This window comes from Nibrella saemangeumensis (assembly GCF_039541915.1).
GTDB lineage: Bacteria > Bacteroidota > Bacteroidia > Cytophagales > Spirosomataceae > Nibrella > Nibrella saemangeumensis.
This window is the reverse complement of sequence record NZ_BAABHD010000082.1, coordinates 110,167-132,773: the sequence shown is the minus strand read 5'-3', so window position 1 is coordinate 132,773 and position 22,607 is coordinate 110,167. Positions and strand designations below refer to the sequence as shown.

Sequence of the window (22,607 nt, the reverse complement as noted above, 5' to 3'; positions counted from 1 at the left end):
CTCTTCTCAACAAACCGTATGCGTTTTTTAGTACTGGCCAGTTTTTTGGTCTTATCATTTCAGAGTTGCTTTTTCTCTCAATCCGATACCCAGCAGCCATCCGGCTTATCGGGTGCCGAACTGGCCCGGCTTCACTGCGGCAGTTGCCATATGGCACCGTCGCCTGATCTCTTGACGAAACCAGTCTGGCGCGAAGGGGTATTGCCCCAGATGGCCCTGCGTATGGGCATGAGCGATGACCTGATCAGCGTCATCAGCAATCTCTCTACGGCCGCCGAAGCCGATACCCTGCTGCACGCGGGTATCTATCCGGGTACTCCCCAGATGCACCCGGACGACTGGCAGAAAATTGTTGATTATTATACGCAGCTTGCCCCCGACAGCCTCGCTTCTCAGGCTGCCAAACAGCCGGTTCAGGGCACGCTGCCCCAGTTCCAGGCCCGACCGGCTCCCCTGGCGGTTCCCCCGCTGGTGACACTGGTGTACCATGACAGCACCCGGAAGCAATGGTGGATCGGTATGCGAAACGGAACGTTGTACCAGATGGATCAGCAGTTTCGCTCGCTTGATACCAATTACCTGCCCAGCACCCCCTCGTCGATCAAGATACAGCCCAATGGCCAGGCCCAGGTGCTGTTAATGGGCATAATGGATCCGAATGATAGCCGGAAAGGGGAATTCGTTGCGCTCAGGCCCGGTCAGACCACCCCGACCACCCAGGTGACTCCGCTACTCAAAAACCTGCAACGGCCGGTTCAGCATCTCACCGCCGATTTTAACCAGGACGGCCGGGAGGATATTCTGGTTGCCCAGTTCGGCAACAACCTGGGCAGGCTGACCCTACACGAACAGCAACCAGACGCTACCTATAAGGAGCATATTCTGGACTATGCCCCCGGCACCCGGACTATGCAACTCCACGATTTCAACGGTGATGGCCGGATCGACATTATGGCGCTGCTCACCCAGGGCGACGAGTCAGTAGCTATTTACTGGAACCGGGGAAACAGCCGGTTTGAGAAACAGGTGGTCCTGCGATTTCCACCGGTGTACGGCTCCAGTTATGCCGAACTGGCCGACTTCAACGCTGACGGTCACCCAGACATCCTCTACACCAACGGCGACAATGCGGATTATTCAAAGATATTGAAACCCTACCATGGCGTACGGATTTTTTTGAACGACGGGCGCAACCACTTCAGGCAGGCCTGGTTCTATCCGATGCACGGGGCAGCCAAAGCCCTTGCCCACGATTACGATAAGGACGGCGACTTAGATATAGCGGCAATCTCGATGTTCCCGGACGCGGCAGCTAAGCCGGCCGAACAGTTTTTGTACTTTACCAATACCGGTAACCTCCGCTTCAGTCCCCAGACCTTCGCCGAAAACGGGGCAGGCCAGTGGATGCTGCTGGAAAAGACCGACTACGACCAGGATGGTGATATGGATCTGCTCCTGGGCTCCTTTATGCTCAGAAAGCGTTCCAATCAGGTAAATACCAACAAAGGGCTCTGGCTGCTCGAAAATCGGTTGCACTGACCAGCTTTGGTCTGCGAATAGATCCGTCCGGAAGCTATCAAACCCGGAGAAACAGCTTCCGCTTGTACATCCAGTACAGCATCAGCCAAAACACCAGCAGCACGGCAGTTCCGCTCAACAGGGTTTCGTACGGCTCACCGAAGAGGTTGAATACATCCTGGCCGAGGTGGATTTTGAAGGTGTCAATAATAAAGCCACCGATGAGGTGCGACAGCACATAAATGGCAATGGAGTTCATGCCGATGACCACCAGCGGAAAAGCCCAGTCCCGCTGCCTGCGCACGTCAATTATGTAGTAAAAAGCCGCCAGCAGCAGAAAACACCAGCCTCCGCTGAACAGCACCCAGCCCGGCGACCAGATCCGCTTGATGGACGGACTAATCCCGGTAACCGTCAGCAGCCAGCCACCCATCAGACCCAGCACTCCGGCGATCAGAAACCGCTTCAGCAAGTCGGCGGGAGTCAGTTCCGACCGCAGCCAGCGCCCGGCCAGTAAACCCAGGATCATGGTACCCAGCGTAGGAATAAAACTCAGCGTGGCGTAGCCGCCCCCATTGAACGAAAACGGTTTCTGACGCGGAAACAGGTTCAGAAACCAGGTATCAAACGCCCAGGCCAGGTTGCTGTTTTTGTTGAAATGAGCGGCAATGCCCGTCCGGTGGTGGGGCCAGTCGGCCGGCACGCCCACCGCGGTATAGTCGAAGCCGGGGCCAGGCAGCGGGTACAGCACAAACGCCAGCCAATACCCGACCAGCACAGCGGCCAGCGCCAGCCAGACCTGCCGGTTGGGCCGGTAGCCCAGCAAAAACAGAAACGGATAGCCCAGACCAATCTGGGTCAGCGTATCTTCAAAGGTAAAGTGGGTCTGCTCCCGGTGGACCGACCTCAGAAAGATGCCCAGCAGAATCAGGATGAGCGACCGCCGGACGGCATGCCCGAAAAGGGAACCGAATGAGCTGCCGGCCGTGGCCCGGCTGGCCATGGAATACGGCAGGGCTACCCCCACCAGAAATGAAAACGAGGGTTGAATCAGGTCGTGCAGGGAGCAGCCAAACCAGTCGACATGATCCTGGTGGTAGGCCAGAAAGCGCCAGAATGAGCTGTCGGGAAGCAGTTTGGCCACCCGCCCGAATTCGAGTACTTCCGCCATCATCAGGAACATAACAAAGCCCCGGTAGGCGTCCATCGACATCAGCCGGCCCGCCCGGAACTGGGAGGCTAAACCGGTACCGCCGGTTTGAGGTTCAGTATTTTGTAGTGTAAGCATACCTACTCCCAGAAAGAACCGAACGGATCAGGAATACTTTTCTTCGCGAAAATAAAACCCGACAATGGCCCCTACTACCCCACCCAGGATACCGGCGGTGGTCGTAAAGAGTTGCATGGTCCGGTCAAACTCTTCGCGGTTAGCGCTGTTGTAGGCCATGTAAACGATGAAGGATAAAAGCGTAAAATAAGCGATCAGCGCCAGCAGCGCCACATATTTACGCAGGGTAGTGGCCTTACCCTGCTGGACACCCGACAATACGGGTATTCTTCCGGTACGCATACGTGAACAGGAGTTTATGGTTGATAGATGAGCGGGTAATGGACGAAGCCAGGTATTAGCTGGCCAGGGAGAGGCCGCTTTCGGGCGCTTCGTCTTCTTCGTATTCCTCGTCGAGCAGGGGTACTTCCTCTTCGTCGCTCAGGGTATAGAAGTACTCAATCAGCGGGCGTTTGCTCTTCTCCGTGCCCTTTACGATTTTGGCTACGCGCTTCGTTTCCACCACCTCCTCCAGAATGCCCAGCGCCATGGCAATGACACCCGCTTCGTCGTAGCCTTCCTGTTCCATGCGCCTGACGAACAATTCTGCTTTTCCGGTTAAACGTATGTTGATTTTTCTGGCCATAAAAGATAGCTTGGTTTAGATTGGGGCTGTAACATAAGAAGATATTTAAATAATGCCAACCGGCACGCTAATAATTAGTTAGCGATAGTTCAGGTTTTGTAAACACAGACATACATATACAAAAAGAGACCGACATAAGCCGGTCTCTTTGGCAGAAAATCAGAGGAAGGTGGGCCCGTATTAGGCCGATGCTTAGTTTTTCTCGGCGGTGATGGTGAACTGAGCGCCGGTATCGTCGGTGCTTTTGATGATGATTTTGTCGCCTTTCACCTGAGCGATCTCGTCGCTCTCGACGCGCAGGCCAATGGTGCCACTGCCAGCATCGGTTAGTTCGATGCCATCAACCGAGCCCACCAGGAAATCGCTGTTGTCGGATTTTGCCCGGATGTTCAGGTCCAGGCTAACCGTGTTAGCCGTTTCCCTGATCACCTTGACGCTGCCTTTGATGTTGGTCTGGCTGGCGGGGTACGTTTTGCCACCAATTTTGGCTTCCGTGTAGGTGTACGAGCCGGCAATCTGGCTGGCCATATCCGGATCGGGTTCTACCTCTTTCTTACAGGCAGTGAACGAAACAGCGGCCAGCAGGACCAGCATGACAGATCGACGGGCATTGATAAACAGGTTCATAGTTGTGTAGTGTTTTTTGGTGTGGATGTTTTGTCAGCGGGTTTTGTCCGTCTGACGATACAAAGGTGCATTGTCGGCAAAAAGAATCGATGTGCTTCCTGCTCCAGTCGTCAGAAACGAAGCTCCAACTGGCAATTTTCCGGCTTGAATCGATTCAGTCAGAAGCTGCCTGCCGGGCAATTCACAGTACTTTCATGCGGAAAGAGCCGCTGATAGAGGCAAACTCCGGCTTGTCGTAACAATACGTGCGCTTCGTATTCACTACTTCTCCGGAGAACGTTCCGGTTACATAGCCGCTCTCCACCGTGAACGTAACACTTCCGGGTGTAAATTTCCGTACGGGAGGATCCGGGTATTCACCGGGAGCCGTCTTTTTACACTCCGTATATACACAGCCATATGACACGTTGTTAACACCAATTCCTATCTCGGCCTGCCCGGATTTTTGCAGATCACCAAATGCTCCTCCTTTTCCAAGCGTTGTAAACTCAATGGATACATTCTTTTCGATGGAGCCTCCCCCTATCAGGTAACCTTTACCGTAACTCATAGCTGACACGGTGCTCATCGTGTACTTGGCTCCGTTGAAAAACAACACGAGTTCATCTCCCATTACCGTAATTCTGGAAAACAGAATTAGTTTACCTTTGGTGGTAGGTGGTCTTACTTCTACACTAATAACCACCGGATTCGGCGTGATGGGCCCCTCCGCCGGTGCAAAATAGGTGGCAAAGTAATTCTCCGGCAGTAGTTTACCTCCCCCTTCCAGTCTCCAGTTACTGAGCTCATTAACCTTGGTCGGATCAGACAACTGGATACCTTTGGGATCTACTGACAGGTTATTTTGCTTAAATGTACTGTAAATACCCACCAGCGTGCCCTCTCCGTAGCCAATAATAGGCTTTACCACATCCATGGTGTACGATTCGAAAATGCTATAATCGCTGAAATGAGTCGTGAGAACAGAGACTGTATGCGCCCGTTCGTTCACGGTCACCGCATCAACCGTTTCCCAGATACCCTTACTGTTCTGGTAAGCAATTTGCAGCACCTGTGGCTGACCGCTGCTGAGGGAATCCGGCTCATAAGCCATCGTTATGGTAACCGGTTTGTCAAACGTCTGCCCGTGCGGACTAAAACGAAACCCATTGCCGATCCGGCTGGGTGCGGTACTGGTAATTGGCTGAATGCTGATCGTCGTTGTTGCTTTTAAGGCCCCGGCGGGTATTGTGAGTGAAACCCTGCCATCCGGCGAAGCAACGATACCGCCCTCGGGGCCAATGCTTTTGCTGATAAGAGCGCCCAGCGGCTCTCCTACCGGCTTTATGGTTCCGGACCCGGACTTGTCGGATGTTGACCCAGCAGGCGTTGGATCATTGGTTGGACGGCAGCAAACCAGTCCCAGTGCTGCACTGAGCAGCAGCAGATAGAACGTTTTCATGGAGGATGGTGTGGAAAGGTGTATGTACTAAAAATCAGCTATTAACGGATAGGGAGTATGGTTCTTCCGTGGTGCGTATGGCATACCCAAGCAACGTCCACATCACGGCAGAATACAGCGCGGAAAACACAACGGCCGCCATAGCCCCCTGCCCCAGCAGCACACCGGACAGAACTGATAAAGGCAACCACAGGCCTACGGCAAACGGCACATACTTTCGCCAGCCGGACAGCCGCCCCGCCCGGATCACTGCGACGCCAACCGCCAGCATAAACAGGTTGCTGGCCGGCCAGGAGAGATCGGTAATCCGGTACAACAGGTCGCCGGCCGAGGGATAAACCGCTGCGTAAAAATCCCAGACGTTAGCGAGGCTCAGCAACACAAGCATGACGGTCAGAATACCCCGGCCGATACGGCTGGAACCGGCCGCATCCATCCGGTACAACGCCCAGATACAGCCAAGCCAGCCCAGCGCATAGGGAATACCGAATAAAGCCGCCAGTCGCATGTCCTGCGTGCCGGCATTGGCCTGAATGATATACTCAATTCCCAGAAAAGGGGCACCCAGCATACCGAGGGTACCCAGCGTACGATTTGTCATGTACTTTTTGGTTTTAAGAGATGGAAGATTTTGTATGGCAGAAGCCTTCACTGGGTTCTTCTGCCATACAAAGATGGGCCGGGGCAAGCCCGGTAGTCAATACTCCAAACGGGTGAGAGAAAGCGGGGATCTAGCGGGTCAGGCCCTCCCGCAAGGCCTTCAGAACGGCTTCAGTTTTGGAGTTTACCTGGAGTTTTTCGTAGATGTGTCGCACGTGAGTCCGGACGGTTTCAACGCTGATCGACAGCTCATCGGCCATGCCTTTAAAGCTGTTTCCTTTGACCAGCCCCCGCAGAATCTCCATTTCCCGGGTAGACAGCCCGTAGTCTTCCCCGCCGGGCTTGGGCTGCTGAAAATGCAGCAGCACTTTCCGGGCCACGCTGGGCGTCATGGGAGAGCCACCCCGGTGTATGTCCCGAATGGCCGTAAGGATATCGGCCGGTGAGGTATTCTTCAGTAAATAGCCGCTGGCACCGTTCCGGATGGCCTGAAAGATAGCGTCGGCATCGTCAACAACGGTCAGCATCAGGACCTGCGTAGCCGGCGACAGGGCTTTAACGATCGGCACTGCCTGGATACCACTCAGGCCGGGCATGTCAATATCCATCAGCACCACATCCGGTTGCCAGGCAGCGATCGTTTCCTTCAGATTCTTACAATTCTCAAAGGCGCCCAGCAAGGCAAAACCCGGTGTAGCCTGAAACAAAAACGACATGCCTTCGCGCAACGCTTTATTGTCTTCAAAATACACTAGCCTGATTGGTGCTTCCATATCCCAAAGTAAACGCTTTGCCGGTTACGGTGAATCACCTTTTCAGGTGATTTTAAGGGATAGTTCTACCCGGGTTCCCTGCCCCACTATTGAGTAAACGGTCAGGATTCCGCCTATTTCGGCGGCTCGGCGGTGCAGATTCAGCAGCCCATTCCCCGCCCGAATTTCCGAAGGCACAAACCCTCTGCCGTTATCTTCCAGACTCATCGTCAGCGTTGAACCCGTCACCTGTAGGCTCAGTCTCACCTGCGTGCACTCGGCGTATTTAACGGCATTGTTCAGCGCTTCCTTGAAGATCAGGTACAGATTACGACGTTGCGCCAGGTCGAGCCGGGTGTTCGTAAAAGACGGTGGTATGGCGGTATCAAAGGCAATGCCGCGGGCGTCGAGCAGCGTGTTGGCAAAATGACGCATGCGGGTAACCAGGTCTTCGAGCGTTTCCTCATCCGGTTTGATGGCCCATATGATGTCGTGCATGGATTCTGACAGGGCTGTGGCGCTCTCACTGATCCGCGCCAGCATTGGCACCGATACCGGCACAGCCTGCTGGGCCTGCTGCTGTAGCACATCGCTGATGATCCGGATGCTGCTCAGCGTAGACCCCATATCGTCGTGCAGATCGGAGGCAATGCGCCGGCGGATCTGGTCAATGCGTCGGCGTTGCTGCTGCCGGTAGCGACTCACGCCTAATACGATCAGCAGGCCCAACAGTATCAGACCGGTGCGGAACCAGGCCGTTTTGTAAACCGGAGCCTTCACGGTCAGGGGTACCGTCAGTCCGGCTTCATTCCAGACACCATCGTTGTTACAGGCCCGCACCCGAAGCTGATAATCACCGCCGTCGAGGTTGGTGTAGGTAGCCTGCCCGGCGGTGGAATAGACCCAATCCTGATCAAAGCCTTCTAACTTGTACGCGTAACGGTTGCGGCTGGACTGGCTGAAATTCAGCGCGGCAAAACGGATGGTTACCACATTTTCGTCGGCTTGCAGGGTAACCGGCTCCCCCGTTGCCCACCGGCGGGGCTGGTTCATGACCTCAATTGATGTGATAGCTATGGGTGGCGGCAGGCGATTGACCCGAAGCTGAAGGGGATCAAATCGATTAAACCCATTGATATGACCGATAAAAATATCCCCGTTCCGGTTCTGCCGCAAGGTATTCAGCGAATTGCTGATCAGACCGTCTTCTTTTTTGTAGTAGGAAAACAGACCGGTGGCCGGGTCGAGCCGGTGCAGGTAATTATTAGTTGCCATCCAGATAGCGCCCTGACTGTCTTCCAGCAGGCTCTGCACCTGCCCCTGAAGGCCCTTGGCCGGGGTAACCACCCGCCTGATATGGCCGCTGGGCTGTAGTTCCAACAAAAAATCGGTACCAGCTACCCAGACCGAACCGTTGCGTGTGGCCAACACGGCCGCCATCTGATACTGGCTGTACCGCCCCAACGGAATCTGTCGGGCCACCTGTCCCCCCCTGTCGACACAATGCAGCCCCCGGTTAGAGGCCACCCAGAGCCGCTGCCGGTTATCAATGGCCAGGTCAACCACCTGCTGACTTTGCTCAGGGTAGCCGCCCGGTAACGGTACCTGTTTGAATGAGGCCTCCTCAGGGCCGGCAGCGGTGGTATTTACGTACCAGAGGCCTTCGTAATTGGTCCCCATCCACAGCCGGCCATCGTCGGTGAGCAGCAGCTTCATCAGCTTGTGGTTGATCTTCGGGGTTTTCAGAAAGGAAAAGTAGGATTGCCATTTGTTTTTAGCCGGATCGAACGTAACCAGCCCGAAACGGGAACCCAGATAGATCCGGCCGGTTTTGTCCTGCACAATATCAAATAGCTCGTTACTCTTTAGCGCGGGCGTGTTTTCGTGCCGGTAGTGAACCAGTTTGTCGCTGGACTGGTCCCAGCGGTACACGCCGTTTACCCAGACACTCAGCCAATAACGGCCGGGCGTATGGTTATCTTCGACTACTCCCGAGACGATGTTGAACTGATTATCCTCAAAAAAACTTCCCAGCCGCTTACGCTGGAACCGCACCGACCAGGGATCTATTTTTTCGACGCCTTTATCGGTTGCAAACCAGACTATACCCGACTGCTGGTCTTTGAACACCGCAGACACCGTGCCCCCATTATGGCTGTAGGGCTCCTGCGGATCGAACGGTATGTCTATATAGCGGCCCGTCTGGAGCCAATACTGCTGTACGCCGTGTAGCCCTCCTCCTATCCAGAGTAACCGCCCCTCGCTGGCCACCGAATCCTCCGCCATTGCGAGCATGGCCGTCCCACCCAAATCTTTATACGGGGCAAACGTGTCGGTCTGGGCATTATACCGCCAGAGGCCTTTCCCCCAGGTAGCCGCCAGCAGTTGCTTCCGGCTATCGACCAGCAATTCGGAGACCAGCAGCTCTGTATCCAGATGGCCAAAGTTGCGGCCGGCGTAATAGTGATACTGACCGGTACCTTCATCGAAGCGGTAGATGGCCCCACCCAGCACCAGCCACAGCCGCCCAACCGGATCAATGGTGGGTTTTACAATGTACGACTTCGACCGGATGTCATCCGGCAGCGGATACGATTTGTACTGGAGGGTCCGGATATCGATTTTAAACAGCCGCTCCATCGACCCGAACCAGGCACTTCCCCGCCCATCAGGCACAACCCGGAAGATGTCATACGTAGGAGAAGCCAGCGTAAGCTTAGGTAACCGGATAGGGGTAAACGTTTCTCGAACGGGGTCGAGCCGGGTCAGCCCCTGGTCGGTCGCTATCCAGAGCTGGCCATGCTCATCCGGGGCCATGTCATACACATGATTTCCCGGCAGTTGCCCAGGTCCGGCGTAATACTGCTTAAAGTGGGTACCATCGAACCGGTTCAGGCCCTTAACAGTACCGAACCACATAAAACCCTGCCGGTCTTTCAGTAGGCAGGTTACCTCATCGTGCGACAGGCCCTGATCGGTAGTGTAGTGTTCAAAAGCGGGATGGGTAGGTTGCGCCTGGCTTACCGATAGCGCCAGCCACGGCAAAACAATCCTGAGCATCCACCAAAACACAACTACCTGTTTCATTGTCTGGTATAGAGGCAACCCAACTGAACTACCGGCGTCTGAACCGGCTTAGCTAAGTTATCGGTAATCAGGCGTTTTTTACCAGCATCCTCCCAGATTTATCTGAGGCCATAGCGATAAGTACCGAATCTGATTTTAGCGGTGACAAGCCATGAGGCTGCTTAAACAAAGGACGGTCACAAACGGTTGGTTCAGCAGTACTCAACATAACAAACGAGGTATGCAACCCAATATTGGTCTTGACGCTAAAGTCCTCAAGCAGGACAATGAATTGTTAAACGCCTTTCTGGCTGACTTACACGTACTCTACATCAAAACCCGTAAATACCACTGGAACGTGGCCGGGCCGAACTTCATGGAGTACCACGAATTTTTTGAGAAGCAGTATACCGCGATTGAAGAAGAGATAGATCAGGTTGCCGAGCGCATCCGGCAGCTTGGGGGTAAACCGGTATCAACCATGAACCAGTTTCTGAAAGCCACCAGCCTGAAGGAAGACGAAGGAACGCCAAAAGACACAGCCGAAATGTTCAAAAACCTGTTGAACGACCACGAGCAGGTGGTTCGGGAACTGCGTCAGGATGTGGAAACCTGCGACGAAGAGCTGAACGATGCCGGCACGGCTGATTTCCTGACGGGCCTGATGGAAGCCCACGAAGCCATGGCCTGGATGCTGCGGAAGTATCTGTCCTGAAAAGAACAATACTCTTTATAAAATCCCGGTGCCGGATCGTATAACGACACCGGGATTTTCATTGTCTATTTAATCCCTTTCACCCGCATCGGCACCGTATAGACCGACTCGGTGGCAGTAATGAACAATGTTTTACGATCTTTGCCGCCAAAGGTCACATTGGCCGTCCACCGCGACGGAACCGGTATGTTCCCGATCTTTTTCCCGCTTGGGTCAAAAATGGTAACGCCCTGACCGGTGATGTACAGATTGCCCTGGTTGTCGAGCGTCATGCCGTCGGAGCCCATCGGGGCAAACAACTGGCGGTTGGTCAGCGTACCGTCTTTACTGATGTCAAATTTGTAGGTTTTGCGATCACCAATGTCGGCCACGTAGAGGTATTTACCGTCGGGCGTACCGATGATACCGTTGGGCTGCTTAAAATCGGTGGAAACGGGTATCGGCTCCTTCTGGCCTTTAGGCAGATAATAGACATGCTGCCCCTCCACATCCGGTTTTTTACGCTCCCACCAGGCCCGCTGGTAATAGGGATCGGTGAAGTAAATATTGCCTTTCGGATCGATCCAAAGGTCATTGGGCCCGTTGAGTTTCTTCCCCTTGTAGTCACTCATCAGCACTGTCACTTCCTTATCCGGACTGATCGACCATAGTTCATTCTTTTCATCGGCGCAGGAGATCAAATTTCCCTTTTTATCAAAATACATACCGTTGGAGCGGCCGGTCTTGTCCATAAAGAGCGACAAGGTGCCGTCGGTATCGTACTTCCAGATTTTGTCGTTGGGCTGGTCGGTGAAGTAAATATTACCCTTCTTATCGACGGCCGGCCCTTCGGTAAACGAAAACTGATTGGACACCCGCTGCACCGTAGCGCCGGGGGCCACTACCTTAATGGAGTCGGGAATTGGGCCGGTGGTTTGCTGGCTGTAGGCGGAAGCGGAGAAAAATAGAAAAATAGCTATTGCACGTGTGATTCTACGAAAAACGATCATGGTGGTCAGGAGTATTTGAATAGAAGATAGTTCAAGATCAGGTTCTACTGCTAATTGGTATACTTACCGTAAAATTGAGTAAAACAGACGGTAAAATTTGCTTTCAGGTGTAAGATAATAACGCTTTATCCCTATAATCCCATTGGACACTACTACGTTAACACGACTTCCTGCACGACTTGGCCTGATCCTGATCAGTGTACTGTTTTCTGTCTCAGTCCTCTATGCGCAAACCGGCGGCAAAGTAAAACTCACCGGCAAGATCCTGGACGCCCAGACCAATGCCCCCCTGGCTTACGCCAATATCCGTCTCTTTACAATCGATGATAATAAACTGATTACCGGGGGCATTACCAGTGAAACCGGTGAATTTGCCGTTGAGGCTCCGGCGGGTACCTACTACGCGCTACTGGATTTTATGGGATACAAAGCCCATAAAACAGCCACTGTAACGCTCGCCCGGAGTAACTCTCCCTATGATATGGGAACCATTAAACTTGCGGCCACAACCAATACCCTGGAAGAAGTGGTGGTGCAGGCCGAAAAAAGTACCATGGAACTGGCGCTGGATAAACGAATCTTCAACGTCGGCAAGGATCTTTCCAATGCGGGCGGTACCGCCACCGATATTCTGCGCAACATCCCGTCGGTAGCCGTCGATGTGGAAGGGAACGTCAGCCTGCGGGGCAGCAACAGCGTGCGTATTCTGATCGACGGCCGGCCGTCCGGCCTCGTTAGTCTGAAAGGCGGTGGCGGCCTGCAACAGTTGCAGGGCAGCATGATCGAGCGCATTGAAATAATCACGAACCCCTCGGCCCGCTACGAAGCCGAAGGAATGGGTGGCATCATAAACATTATCCTTAAAAAAGACCAGAAACAGGGATTCAACGGCTCCTTTGACATCATCACCGGCTTTCCAGCCAACTTTGGGGCGGCTGCCAACGTCAACTACCGGCGCAAGAACCTGAACTTCTTCGTTAACTACACCGCATCGTACCGAAACACACCGGGCCGGAGCAGTCAATATCAGGAACTCTACCGCAACGATTCCACCTTTATTACCCGTCAGAACTCGACCAGCCGCCTGAACGGCCAGAACAACAATGCCCGCGCCGGTATCGATTACTACTTCAATCCCAAAAACGTCCTGACCGGCTCGTACACCTGGCGCATCAGCAAGGGCAAACGGTACATGGATCTGCAGTACCTCGATTACCTGTCTACAACCAGTAACCTGCTCAGCACCACGCTGCGAACCCAGGACGAGACCGAAACCGAACCGAACTCCGAATACGTCCTCAGCTACAAACGGAGCTTTGCCCGCGAAGGCCACGAACTCACCGCCGATGTGCGCTACCTCGACAATTGGGAAAGCTCTGACCAGTACTTTACGCAAAAGACCTTTAACCCCGACGGCACTCCGTCCAAACTGCCTTCCATCCTACAGCGGTCACTCAACGACGAAACCGAGAAGCAACTGTTAGTTCAGGTCGATTACGTGCAGCCCTTCGGCAAAGACGGCAAGTTTGAAGCCGGTTTGCGCAGTAGTTCCCGCGACATGACCAACGACTTTACCGTTCGGGAGCAGACGCAGGAAGGCGGCTGGCGACCACTGCCCGGCCTGACCAACGATTTTCTGTACGAAGAAAACATCCACGCCCTGTACGGCATCATTGGCAACAAGAATAAGAAGCTTTCCTACCAGGCTGGGCTGCGGGCCGAGTGGACCGGCGTAACTACCACCCTGCGCCTGACCAACGAGGTGAATCCGCGTACCTACGCTAACCTGTTTCCGAGCGCCCATGTGACCTACAACCTGCCCCGGCAACATGCGTTGCAGATCAGCTACAGTCGCCGGGTGCGCCGGCCGCAGTACAACGACCTGAGTCCGTTTATGACGTTCAGCGACAGCCGCAACTTCTTCAGCGGCAACCCTGACCTGAACCCGGAGTTTACCAACGCATTCGAGATGGGGCACATCAAGTACGTGGAGAAGGGGTCGATCAGTTCCTCACTGTACTACCGGCACACGATTGGCAAAATCCTCCGCATCCGTCGCGTAGACGAGCAGGGAAACGCCAATACCCGGCCGGAAAACCTGGCGACGGAAGATTCCTACGGCGCTGAATTTACCGGTTCCTTCGCACCGTACAAATGGTGGAAACTGGATGGTAATGTCAACTTCTTCCGGGCGGTTACCAACGGCGGCAACCTGGACGCGAATTTCCAGAGTGACACCTACAGCTGGTTTACCCGCCTGACCTCACGGTTCACTTTCTGGCAAAACGCTGATTTCCAGTTGCGGGGCAACTACGAAGCGCCCCGGCAAATGCCCCAGGGATTTGCCAAAGCTATTGCTACCCTGGATCTGGCTTTCAGCAAGGATGTGCTGAACAACAACGCCACCATTACCCTCAACGTACTCGATGTGTTTAACTCGCGCCGGTTCCGGTCCATTACCGAAGGCGCTAACTTCTACACCGAAATCAATTCACAGGGACGGCTGCGGCAGATCAACCTGACGTTCAACTACCGTCTGCGTCAGGCCAAGAAGAAGGTACGGGAAAACAGCGAAGGCGAATTTTAATATCCTGAACAGATCCACCTGATTTTGTAACTTGCATTGCGGTTGCTGAGTGGCTTCTGTGCGGAGCCAAAGTAACCAACAAGCTCCTAATAATCCGTTATTATGACTATTGTTCATACAGTCAAACCCATCTATAAAAAAATAGTCTGGTCGTCGGCCCTGTTTGCCACGGCCGGTACGCTCCTGCTTGCCTTCACCGATGATCCCATCAAAAACCGGATCAAACGCATGGCCCCTGCCGAGGCTGCTCAGTTGGCAAAAAACATAGAGGCCCTGGTCACACCCGAACTGGGCGAAGGTCTTAGCCTCCGCTTGTGGGGCGTCGACTCCCTCGTGGCAGACCCTATCGCCATCAACATGGATGATCTGGGCCGCCTGTTCTATACCCGGACCAACCGGCAGAAAAACTCGGAATTCGACATCCGGGGGCACCAGGACTGGGAGATTGAGTCGAACCGGCTACAGACCATCGAGGACAAACGGGCGTTTCTGCGGAGCGTGTTATCGCCGGCCAACAGCAAGAAGAACGAGTGGCTGAAGGATGTGAACGGCGATGGTTCGCACGACTGGCGCGACATGACGGTCGAAAAAGAGCAGGTCTTCCGGCTGCGGGATACCGACGGCGACGGCGTTGCGGATGAATCCTTTCTGGCTGTGGAGGACTTTAACGATGAAGTAACCGATGTAGCCGGTGGGGTATTGGCCCACGGTAATGATCTGTACGTCGCCGTTGGCCCCGACCTGTGGCGCATGACAGATACGAACGGCGATGGCATTCCCGACCAGAAAAATTCCATTTCGCACGGGTACGGCATCCACATCGGCTTTAGCGGTCACGGCATGTCCGGTGTCAAAATGGGTCCCGACGGCAAGATCTACTGGCAGATTGGCGATATAGGCTTCAACGGCAAAGGCCAGGATGGCCAGAAATGGGAATACCCCAATTGTGGCGTTGTGGTGCGGTCGAATCCCGACGGCAGCGACTTTGAAGTATTTGCCTATGGCGTGCGCAACACCCACGAGTTTGCTTTTGATGAATACGGCAACCTGATCAGCGAGGATAATGATGGCGACCATCCCGGCGAAAAAGAACGGCTGGTGTATATCGTCAACGGCTCGGACACCGGCTGGCGCAGCAACTGGCAGTACGGCAAGTACCGCGATCCGCTCAACAATACGTATAAGGTCTGGATGGATGAGCAGATGTATAAGCCGCGCTTTGAGGGCCAGGCGGCCTACATTACGCCGACCATCACCAATTTTGTCAGCGGCCCGGCCGGCCTGATCTACAACCCTGGCACCGCCCTGAGCCCACAGTACAAAAACACCTTCTTTGTGGCCGAATTTGTCGGTAACCCCGCCCGTTCGGCAGTTCACGCGTTCAAGCTGAAGCCCAAAGGCGCTACGTTTGAACTGGCCGAGCAGAAAAAGATTCTGGGCAATGTGCTGGCTACGGGTATTGACTTCGGCCCGGACGGAGCCATGTACATCGCTGACTGGATCAACGGCTGGGATACCAAAGATTACGGCCGCATCTGGAAACTCGACGACCAGAAAGCGGCTGCTTCGGCGGAACGGCTGCTGACGAAAAAGCTACTGGCGGAAGACTTTACTAAACAATCGGAGGCCTATCTGGGTGATCTGCTGAAAAACCCGGATATGCGGGTTCGCCAGAAGGCACAGTTGGAGCTGGCAAAGCGGGGTACCAAAGGGGCCGATATATTTACCGCCAGCATCCGGCAAACCGACCACCAGCTTGCGCGGGTACACGGTATCTGGGGCATCAGCCAACTGACCCGTCAGGACAAAAAATACGGACAGCTTCTGATGCCGCTGCTCCAGGATAGTGACGCCGAAATCCGGGCTCAGGCCGCTAAATGGCTGGGCGATGTGCGCTACAAAGATGCGGGTCAGGCGCTAATGCCGCTGCTAAAAGATGCCAATGCCCGCGCCCGCTTCTTTGCCGCCGAAGCCCTGGGCCGCATTGCGTACGAACCGGCCGTTCAACCGATTATACAACTGCTGGAAGCGAATAACGACGAAGATGCGTACATCCGCCATGCTGGTAGTCTGGCCCTGGCCCGCATCGGCAAAGCGGAGCCGGTCGTGGCACTGGCAAAGCACCCGTCAAAGGCCGTACGGATTGCCGCCGTGGTGGCCCTCCGGCGCATGAGCCATCCGGGCATTGCCAACTTCCTGGCCGACACAGACGAGTTTATAGTGACTGAAGCCGCACGAGGTATCAACGATGATCTTTCCATTAAGGATGCGCTGCCTGCCCTGGGGAATCTGCTGGTCAACACCCGCTTCACCAATGAACCGCTGATCCGTCGCGCTATTAACGCCAACCTGCGGGTAGGTTCGCCGGAAGCCATGCAGAACCTGATCACCTATGCCGCCAAAGAAGGCGCTCCGGTAGCCATGCGTGCCGAAGCGCTGGATGCCCTCAGCACTTGGGCCAAACCGTCGTTGCTGGATCGGGTAGATGGTCGCTACCGGGGTGAAATCACCCGCGACCCGGCGCTTGTCAGAAGCAAAGCCGCCGATACGTACATCGCCATGCTGAACAGCCCGGAACTTTCATTGCGGTCAGGCGCGGTAAAGGGCATCAGCCGGCTGGGCATGACCCAGGCGTCACCGCAGTTGCTTGCCAGCCTGAAGAATGACAAGGAAGCGGGCGTGCGCATTGACGCCCTGCGGGCGCTGGTTGCGCTAAACGACAAAGAAGTCGGCAAAGCGATTGAGCAGGCGCTGGCCGATCCGGAGAAGAGTGTGCGGGTAGCCGGCCTGGATCTGGTGACCAAGACCAGCATGGCCAAAGACCGCATGGTGGCCCTGCTGTCGGACGTGATCAACACCCGCACCACCGAGGAGAAACAGGCTGCCGTGCTGACGCTTGGGAAGCTACCGGTGCAGCAGTCGCAGAAGGTATACGACCAGTTGCTCGGGCAACTGGCGGCTGGTAAACTGCCGGCCGACATCAGCCTTGAACTGGAAGAGTCGATTACCAGCACCAAGTCTGCGCCCCTGATGGCCCGTCATAAAGCCATCACATCCAAATTGTCGCCGGATGCGGTACTGGCGTCTTACAAAGGGGCCTTATCGGGCGGTGATGCGAATCTGGGCCGGCGTACGTTCTTCCGCCACCAGACGGCACAGTGTATCCGCTGCCACGCCTACGACGACCTCGGCGGTAATGCCGGCCCCCGCCTGAATGGCGTAGCCAGCCGGCTGACCCAGGAGCAGTTACTGGAAGCCCTGATTAACCCCAGCGCCCGCCTGGCCCCCGGCTACGGAACGGTGACCCTTCAGCTCAAAAACGGCAAGACCGTGAGTGGCGTTTTACAGGGCGAAACGGCTACGGAGGTCCTGGTGAAAGTGGGCGATCAGCCCGACGCAGCCATCAAAAAAGACCAGATTGCGAAACGGACCAACGCCCCGTCGAGTATGCCCGATATGAAGTACCTGCTGTCGAAGCGGGAAATCCGGGATGTGGTCAGTTTTCTGTCGACGCTGAAAGACGATAAGTAATTCCTTTATGAAAGCTCTCTGGTTCCTGCTCCTGCTCACCAGCGCTGCTTACGCTCAGGTAAGTATCCGCTACGATGCAGGGCAGGAACCCGTCGCTTATGCCGTCGGCAGGCTTCAGCAGGTATTCTCCGAAAAAGGGCAAAAACTCGTACCGGTTACGACCACTTCCTCAACGGCCCTGCCCGCTATCTGGGTAGTTGCCGATAAGACGATTCCCGTTGCACTCCGGCCGCACCTCCCCCAAAAAGAACTGGAAGCGTTACAGCCAGAAGGTTTTGGCTACCTCTGGCTGAACGGCCGAAAAACATTGGTGGTACTGGCCGGGGATGCCGTAGGAGCCCAATACGGCATTCTGGAACTGGCAGAACACCTGCAAGGAACCGGAACGTACCAGACGCTCGCAGCCAAAACAGAGAATCCGCACCTCATCTACCGCATCGTTAAGTTTAACTTGCCGTGGTCGCCGTACCGCAACAGCCCGGCCACGACGCTGCACACCGAAACCTGCCGGGATCTTCGTTTCTGGGAAGCTTTTCTCGACATGATGGCGGAGAACCGCCTAAACGTGCTGTCGCTCTGGAATAACCATCCGTTCCCCTACATGATCCGGGCCACTAACTTTCCGGCGGCAACCCCACTGAACGAGCAGGAGATGAAAGACTGGCAGCAGTTCTGGAAAACTCTGTTTCGGATGGCGAAGCAACGGGGTATCCAGACGTTTATCGTTAACTGGAATATCGTGGTGTCGCCGGAATTTGCCAAGGCGTACCACGCCCAGGAATACAACGACCGCTCCGACCTGGTTAAGCGCTACACCCGCGAATCGGTGACGCAACTCATTGATGAATACGATGACCTCACCGGCATCGGCGTTACCCTCGCCGACTGGATGGGGACCTTTGACGGAAAGATGTCGCCCCAGGAGCGGGAAGACTGGATTGAAAAAACGGTAGTAGCTGGTATGAAAGCGGCCAAACGTCCGGTTAAATTCCTGCACCGGTCGGTACTGGCCGGCGATCCCATGGCGATGCGGGGCGTGATTGACCGCGCCGGCCTGACAGAACCAGCGTTGGTCGAGATCAAGTTCAACTGGTCGCATGGCCATTCCACCCCTAACCTGGCCATTACCCATGATTACCACTCCGGCAAACTGGACGAGCGGTTCTGGACTCCGAAACCAGCGAATTATCAGATCCAGTGGATGATCCGCAACGAAGACTTTTTTATCCTGCGCTGGGGCCAGCCCGACTTTATCCGGCAGCATATCGCCACCAACAAACAGGACTACGTAAATGGGTATTTCATTGGCTCGGAAGGCTACATTCCGGCGGTCGATTACTCGCACAAGCCATCGGCCGCAAAAACCTGGCGGTATGCGTTTGAGAAGCACTGGCTGTTTTATGCGTTATGGGGGCGGCTCCTGTACAACCCGGCTACCCCCGATGCGGTCTTTGCGGCAGCCTTCGACCGGCGTTATGGTAAAGGTGTCGGGACTCCTTTACTTCAGGCATATAAACTAGCCAGTAACATGCCCCTGCGGCTGGCTTCTTTTCACCGCTCTACCTGGGATTACACCCTGTATTCAGAAGGGTTTATTGAAGCCGAGCCCTCAGATGCCAAAGGCGTGTTCGACCGGTCGTCGCCCTTTATGTCAATCCACGAGTTTATCCACCACGAGACGCTTGACCCGCAACTGCTTTCCATTCCGGCCTATGTCGGGCTGGTCAACCAGAAAAAGACGGCACCTGCAGGCCGGTTAACACCGTTAGATCTGGCTGATGCGTCGGAAAAGGATAGTCAGCAGGCGCTGAAGCTGATTGCCTCTTTGCGCCATCGGGTGAACACCGGTTCCGGAGCCTTTGTTTCTGAGCTGGACGATGCCGCCGTCTGGAGTTACCTGGGCCTGTACCTAGCCGATAAGTTGCGGGCAGGGGTGGCACTGGAGCTATACCGCACAACCGGAAATACGACCCTGAAGGCAGAAGCCATTCAGCGACTGGAGGCAGCGCTAGGGCATTGGGATCAGGTTATTGCCCTGACCAAAGACCGGTATGTACCGACGCCCCACGTCACCACCCAGAACTACGGAAAAGAATATACGCACTTCTCGTGGGAGCTTATGCGGCCACAGGTCGTGCGGGATATTCAACTGGCGCAGGAAACAACGGGTAATTAACAAAAAATCCACAACCACCGCCAATGGAACTGCTCCCCATCCAGCGCACGCTGGCCGACAACAGCGAATTCGTTAACCATCCCGACTGTCAGGAGAGCCTGCCGATGACCATTGAGTTCTTCGACAAGGTAGGCTATAGCCCGCCCTGGATCGGGTATGTGGCCCGTGAGCAGGATCAACTGGTTGGCGTAGGCGCGTTTAAGGGGGCTCCCAGAGACGGGCAGGTGGAGATTGCCTATGGCACCTTTCCGGCCAGCCAGCAACAAGGTATGGGCGCAAAAATCTGCCGGCAACTGGTGGAACTTGCCCTGATAACAGACCCATCGATCCGCATTACCGCCCGAACCTTACCGGAAGAGAACTACTCCACTAAAATTCTCCGGAAAAATGGTTTTCATTTTCTGGGAACCGTATGGGACAATGAAGACGGCGATGTATGGGAGTGGGAGTACATCCAATAGCGGCTGAACTAAAGGGCTATTGCATATTCCCCGTCAGCACCCGCACCGTCACCAGCAACTGCCCCAAATGCCGCATGGTATGCTCGGCTGAATGGAACAGCAGCCCCAGCACCGTTGACGGAATTTGGGCGCGTCCGACGCCCCGCACCTCCGTCAGCGTCTGCTCGTCGGTAGTTCGCAGTTGGGTAAGTGCTTTATCTACTTGCTCATTAAACAGGCCGACCAGTTCCTGAACGCCCAAGCTGGTTTCGGCCGGTTGTCCTTCGGCTTTCAAGGCCTTTAGTTGGTCGTCGGTGAGCATTTCGCCACGGGCGTAGGTGAATAGCCGGTCGAGGACGCCGGTCAGGTGTTGCAGGTGAAAGCCGGGCGAGGCCAGGCCGGCGGGTTTTTCCCACAACAACTCGCCTGGAAAATCGGCCATCAGGGCGTTGATCTCTTCGCGGGCCTGTAACAGGGCATGGGCTACGGGCTGTAGCAGGACCGGCATATCGGGCAACGGTCCGCGCAGCCACACTTCACGGGTATCTGTTGCGTTCATGTCAGCACAACAACCAATGGACTCATTTTGTGCCGTAACCTTTCGCCAGCTTATCTGTTAACCCTACAACATCATTCACATCTCCATGTCCGTACAACCGGAATTACTTCTCGACGCCAAAGCGACGCTGGGTGAAGGCAGCCTGTGGCATCCGCTGGAACACAAACTGTATTGGGTCGATATCGAAGGCAAGGCACTGCACATCTTCGACCCCGCTACCGAAAAAGACATTGCGTTTCTGGTCGGCGAGCGGATCGGTACGGTGGTACCCGTACAGACCGGCGGAGCCCTGGTAGCCCTGCAATCGGGCATTCACCACCTGAACACCGATACCGGCGAACTGAACCAAATTATCCAGCCCCTGACCGATTCGGAAATCCGCTTCAACGACGGCAAATGTGACCCGGCTGGCCGGTTCTGGGTCGGCTCTATGCACCTGGAGCAGAAAGATGGCGCAGCCTCCCTGTACCGGATGGATACCGACAAAAGCGTCCAGGTCATGCTCACCGGCGTTACCATTTCCAACGGCATCGTCTGGACCTCGGATCGAAAAACGATGTATTACATTGATACCCCTACCTCAACCGTACAGGCATTTGATTACGATAACCAAACCGGAGCTATCAGCCACGGCAGAACGGCTATTGACACATCCGGCGTGGACGGATTCCCCGACGGCATGACCATTGATGCTGACGATAAGCTCTGGATCGCTTTCCACAGTGGCGGCTGCGTCACCCGCTGGGACCCGGCTACCGGCAACCTGCTGCAAAAAATAGATGTTCCGGCCCCCAATACCACCTCCTGTGCATTCGGCGGTGCAGCCCTCGACACGCTATACATCACCACTGCCCGCGAAGGACTTAGCGCTGACCAGCTGGCCGAGTTTCCGTTCAGCGGGGGACTTTTTGCAGTAAAACCAGGGGTGAAAGGCGTACCGGCTTTTTTTTATAAAGGCTTGTAGGATTACTACATCTGATAGTCTCCTCCGAGGCTGAAGCACATCGTTACCGCTACAACATCAATCATCCCTATCGGGATTTGCCGGATGGCCGGGGTCCAGCCATCAGGTATCACTTTTCCCAAACCTTACTGACATAGGGTTGTCACAGGTGGCTTGTTTCTTTGTGAGAGCAACCAAAAACACATCGCCATGTCAATGATTCAAATGCTAATGAAAGAACTGGAACAGGAAGCACAGACTACCCGCAAAATGCTGTCCCGCATTCCGGATGACAAGTATAGCTGGCAGCCCCATGAGAAAAGCATGACGCTGCAACGGCTCGCCACCCACGTGGCTGAGTTGCCCGAGTGGATTACTATTGCCCTGACTACCGACGAACTCGACTTCGCCAAAAACGAATACAAACCGGAGACAGTAAACAATACTACCGAACTGCTCAACTACTTTGAACGGGCACTTGATAATGGCAAGGCGCACCTGACTCAGGCCGTCGATGAGCAACTAACAAAGCCCTGGACCATGCGCAACGGCGAAGAGGTGTACATGACCACCACCAAAGGCGACATGTTGCGCATGACCTACAGCCAGATTGTTCACCACCGGGCCCAGCTCGGCGTGTACCTGCGCCTGCTCAATATACCAATCCCCGGCAGCTACGGCCCAAGTGCAGATGAGTTGAGTTTTGTTAATTAGTTCATTAGTTGAGTGGTTAACCGGTTCATCAGTTAG

Annotated in this window: 18 protein-coding genes; 8 read left to right on the top strand and 10 right to left on the bottom strand. The window is 54.9% G+C overall.

Annotated elements, in window-relative coordinates:
* The first annotated feature begins 18 nt into the window (after positions 1 to 18).
* The gene (locus ABD949_RS25665; protein ID WP_345248426.1) at positions 19 to 1,539 is read left to right on the top strand and encodes an FG-GAP repeat domain-containing protein; all 1,521 of its coding nucleotides are present in this window, start codon (positions 19 to 21) and stop codon (positions 1,537 to 1,539) included.
* A gap of 37 nt (positions 1,540 to 1,576) precedes the next feature.
* On the opposite strand, the gene ABD949_RS25660 is transcribed toward ABD949_RS25665, so the two are convergent.
* The 8 genes from ABD949_RS25660 to ABD949_RS25625 form a co-directional block, all read right to left on the bottom strand.
* Complete coding sequence (locus ABD949_RS25660; protein ID WP_425576809.1) at positions 1,577 to 2,806, bottom strand: acyltransferase family protein; 1,230 nt, start codon at positions 2,804 to 2,806, stop codon at positions 1,577 to 1,579.
* 27 nt (positions 2,807 to 2,833) lie between these two features.
* The gene (locus ABD949_RS25655; RefSeq protein WP_345248424.1) at positions 2,834 to 3,088 is read right to left on the bottom strand and encodes a hypothetical protein; all 255 of its coding nucleotides are present in this window, start codon (positions 3,086 to 3,088) and stop codon (positions 2,834 to 2,836) included.
* Between the two features lie 55 nt (positions 3,089 to 3,143).
* The gene (locus ABD949_RS25650; protein WP_345248422.1) at positions 3,144 to 3,431 is read right to left on the bottom strand and encodes a hypothetical protein; all 288 of its coding nucleotides are present in this window, start codon (positions 3,429 to 3,431) and stop codon (positions 3,144 to 3,146) included.
* Between the two features lie 192 nt (positions 3,432 to 3,623).
* Entirely contained in the window at positions 3,624 to 4,058 is a 435-nt protein-coding gene (locus ABD949_RS25645; protein ID WP_345248420.1) for a hypothetical protein, read from the bottom strand.
* A gap of 181 nt (positions 4,059 to 4,239) precedes the next feature.
* Positions 4,240 to 5,499, bottom strand: a complete 1,260-nt coding sequence (locus tag ABD949_RS25640) for a hypothetical protein (protein WP_345248418.1) — start codon at positions 5,497 to 5,499, stop codon at positions 4,240 to 4,242.
* Positions 5,500 to 5,533: 34 nt separating this feature from the next.
* On the bottom strand, positions 5,534 to 6,100 hold the full coding sequence (locus tag ABD949_RS25635; protein ID WP_345248416.1) for a hypothetical protein: 567 nt from the start codon (positions 6,098 to 6,100) through the stop codon (positions 5,534 to 5,536).
* Between the two features lie 130 nt (positions 6,101 to 6,230).
* The gene (locus ABD949_RS25630) at positions 6,231 to 6,872 is read right to left on the bottom strand and encodes a response regulator (RefSeq protein ID WP_345248414.1); all 642 of its coding nucleotides are present in this window, start codon (positions 6,870 to 6,872) and stop codon (positions 6,231 to 6,233) included.
* A gap of 42 nt (positions 6,873 to 6,914) precedes the next feature.
* Positions 6,915 to 9,938: a sensor histidine kinase gene (locus tag ABD949_RS25625; RefSeq protein WP_345248412.1), complete on the bottom strand. Its 3,024-nt coding sequence runs from the start codon at positions 9,936 to 9,938 to the stop codon at positions 6,915 to 6,917.
* A gap of 220 nt (positions 9,939 to 10,158) precedes the next feature.
* On the opposite strand from ABD949_RS25625, the gene ABD949_RS25620 reads away from it, so the two are divergent.
* Complete coding sequence (locus tag ABD949_RS25620) at positions 10,159 to 10,632, top strand: Dps family protein (protein ID WP_345248408.1); 474 nt, start codon at positions 10,159 to 10,161, stop codon at positions 10,630 to 10,632.
* A 65-nt stretch (positions 10,633 to 10,697) separates the two neighbouring features.
* Here the strand turns inward: ABD949_RS25620 and ABD949_RS25615 are convergent, their stop codons facing one another.
* A complete protein-coding gene (locus ABD949_RS25615) occupies positions 10,698 to 11,621 on the bottom strand; it encodes an SMP-30/gluconolactonase/LRE family protein (RefSeq protein ID WP_345248406.1) in 924 nt (307 codons plus the stop codon).
* Positions 11,622 to 11,763: 142 nt separating this feature from the next.
* Between ABD949_RS25615 and ABD949_RS25610 the strand changes: the two genes are divergently transcribed.
* From ABD949_RS25610 to ABD949_RS25595, 4 genes are all read left to right on the top strand, one after another.
* On the top strand, positions 11,764 to 14,208 hold the full coding sequence (locus ABD949_RS25610) for a TonB-dependent receptor (protein WP_345248404.1): 2,445 nt from the start codon (positions 11,764 to 11,766) through the stop codon (positions 14,206 to 14,208).
* Positions 14,209 to 14,310: 102 nt separating this feature from the next.
* A complete protein-coding gene (locus ABD949_RS25605) occupies positions 14,311 to 17,739 on the top strand; it encodes a HEAT repeat domain-containing protein (RefSeq protein WP_345248402.1) in 3,429 nt (1,142 codons plus the stop codon).
* A gap of 7 nt (positions 17,740 to 17,746) precedes the next feature.
* Complete coding sequence (locus ABD949_RS25600; protein WP_345248400.1) at positions 17,747 to 19,915, top strand: hypothetical protein; 2,169 nt, start codon at positions 17,747 to 17,749, stop codon at positions 19,913 to 19,915.
* A 23-nt stretch (positions 19,916 to 19,938) separates the two neighbouring features.
* Positions 19,939 to 20,376: a GNAT family N-acetyltransferase gene (locus tag ABD949_RS25595; RefSeq protein ID WP_345248398.1), complete on the top strand. Its 438-nt coding sequence runs from the start codon at positions 19,939 to 19,941 to the stop codon at positions 20,374 to 20,376.
* 16 nt (positions 20,377 to 20,392) lie between these two features.
* Here ABD949_RS25595 and ABD949_RS25590 read toward each other — a convergent pair whose 3' ends face one another.
* On the bottom strand, positions 20,393 to 20,914 hold the full coding sequence (locus tag ABD949_RS25590) for a DinB family protein (protein WP_345248396.1): 522 nt from the start codon (positions 20,912 to 20,914) through the stop codon (positions 20,393 to 20,395).
* An 85-nt stretch (positions 20,915 to 20,999) separates the two neighbouring features.
* Between ABD949_RS25590 and ABD949_RS25585 the strand changes: the two genes are divergently transcribed.
* Complete coding sequence (locus ABD949_RS25585; RefSeq protein WP_345248394.1) at positions 21,000 to 21,878, top strand: SMP-30/gluconolactonase/LRE family protein; 879 nt, start codon at positions 21,000 to 21,002, stop codon at positions 21,876 to 21,878.
* A gap of 195 nt (positions 21,879 to 22,073) precedes the next feature.
* Positions 22,074 to 22,571 (top strand): DinB family protein, encoded by a 498-nt coding sequence (locus ABD949_RS25580; RefSeq protein ID WP_345248392.1) that lies wholly within the window; start codon positions 22,074 to 22,076, stop codon positions 22,569 to 22,571.
* The last annotated feature ends 36 nt before the right edge of the window (positions 22,572 to 22,607 follow it).

What these genes read in the sequence shown, in the direction of transcription:
- ABD949_RS25665 (WP_345248426.1), top strand. Translation starts at nt 19, where the DNA reads ATGCGTTTTTTAGTACTGGCCAGTTTTTTGGTCTTATCATTTCAGAGT.
- ABD949_RS25640 (WP_345248418.1), bottom strand. Translation starts at nt 5,499, where the DNA reads ATGAAAACGTTCTATCTGCTGCTGCTCAGTGCAGCACTGGGACTGGTT.
- ABD949_RS25650 (WP_345248422.1), bottom strand. Translation starts at nt 3,431, where the DNA reads ATGGCCAGAAAAATCAACATACGTTTAACCGGAAAAGCAGAATTGTTC.
- ABD949_RS25620 (WP_345248408.1), top strand. Translation starts at nt 10,159, where the DNA reads ATGCAACCCAATATTGGTCTTGACGCTAAAGTCCTCAAGCAGGACAAT.
- ABD949_RS25615 (WP_345248406.1), bottom strand. Translation starts at nt 11,621, where the DNA reads ATGATCGTTTTTCGTAGAATCACACGTGCAATAGCTATTTTTCTATTT.
- ABD949_RS25630 (WP_345248414.1), bottom strand. Translation starts at nt 6,872, where the DNA reads ATGGAAGCACCAATCAGGCTAGTGTATTTTGAAGACAATAAAGCGTTG.
- ABD949_RS25660 (WP_425576809.1), bottom strand. Translation starts at nt 2,806, where the DNA reads ATGCTTACACTACAAAATACTGAACCTCAAACCGGCGGTACCGGTTTA.
- ABD949_RS25600 (WP_345248400.1), top strand. Translation starts at nt 17,747, where the DNA reads ATGAAAGCTCTCTGGTTCCTGCTCCTGCTCACCAGCGCTGCTTACGCT.
- ABD949_RS25585 (WP_345248394.1), top strand. Translation starts at nt 21,000, where the DNA reads ATGTCCGTACAACCGGAATTACTTCTCGACGCCAAAGCGACGCTGGGT.
- ABD949_RS25595 (WP_345248398.1), top strand. Translation starts at nt 19,939, where the DNA reads ATGGAACTGCTCCCCATCCAGCGCACGCTGGCCGACAACAGCGAATTC.
- ABD949_RS25625 (WP_345248412.1), bottom strand. Translation starts at nt 9,938, where the DNA reads ATGAAACAGGTAGTTGTGTTTTGGTGGATGCTCAGGATTGTTTTGCCG.
- ABD949_RS25580 (WP_345248392.1), top strand. Translation starts at nt 22,074, where the DNA reads ATGATTCAAATGCTAATGAAAGAACTGGAACAGGAAGCACAGACTACC.
- ABD949_RS25645 (WP_345248420.1), bottom strand. Translation starts at nt 4,058, where the DNA reads ATGAACCTGTTTATCAATGCCCGTCGATCTGTCATGCTGGTCCTGCTG.
- ABD949_RS25590 (WP_345248396.1), bottom strand. Translation starts at nt 20,914, where the DNA reads ATGAACGCAACAGATACCCGTGAAGTGTGGCTGCGCGGACCGTTGCCC.
- ABD949_RS25655 (WP_345248424.1), bottom strand. Translation starts at nt 3,088, where the DNA reads ATGCGTACCGGAAGAATACCCGTATTGTCGGGTGTCCAGCAGGGTAAG.
- ABD949_RS25635 (WP_345248416.1), bottom strand. Translation starts at nt 6,100, where the DNA reads ATGACAAATCGTACGCTGGGTACCCTCGGTATGCTGGGTGCCCCTTTT.
- ABD949_RS25605 (WP_345248402.1), top strand. Translation starts at nt 14,311, where the DNA reads ATGACTATTGTTCATACAGTCAAACCCATCTATAAAAAAATAGTCTGG.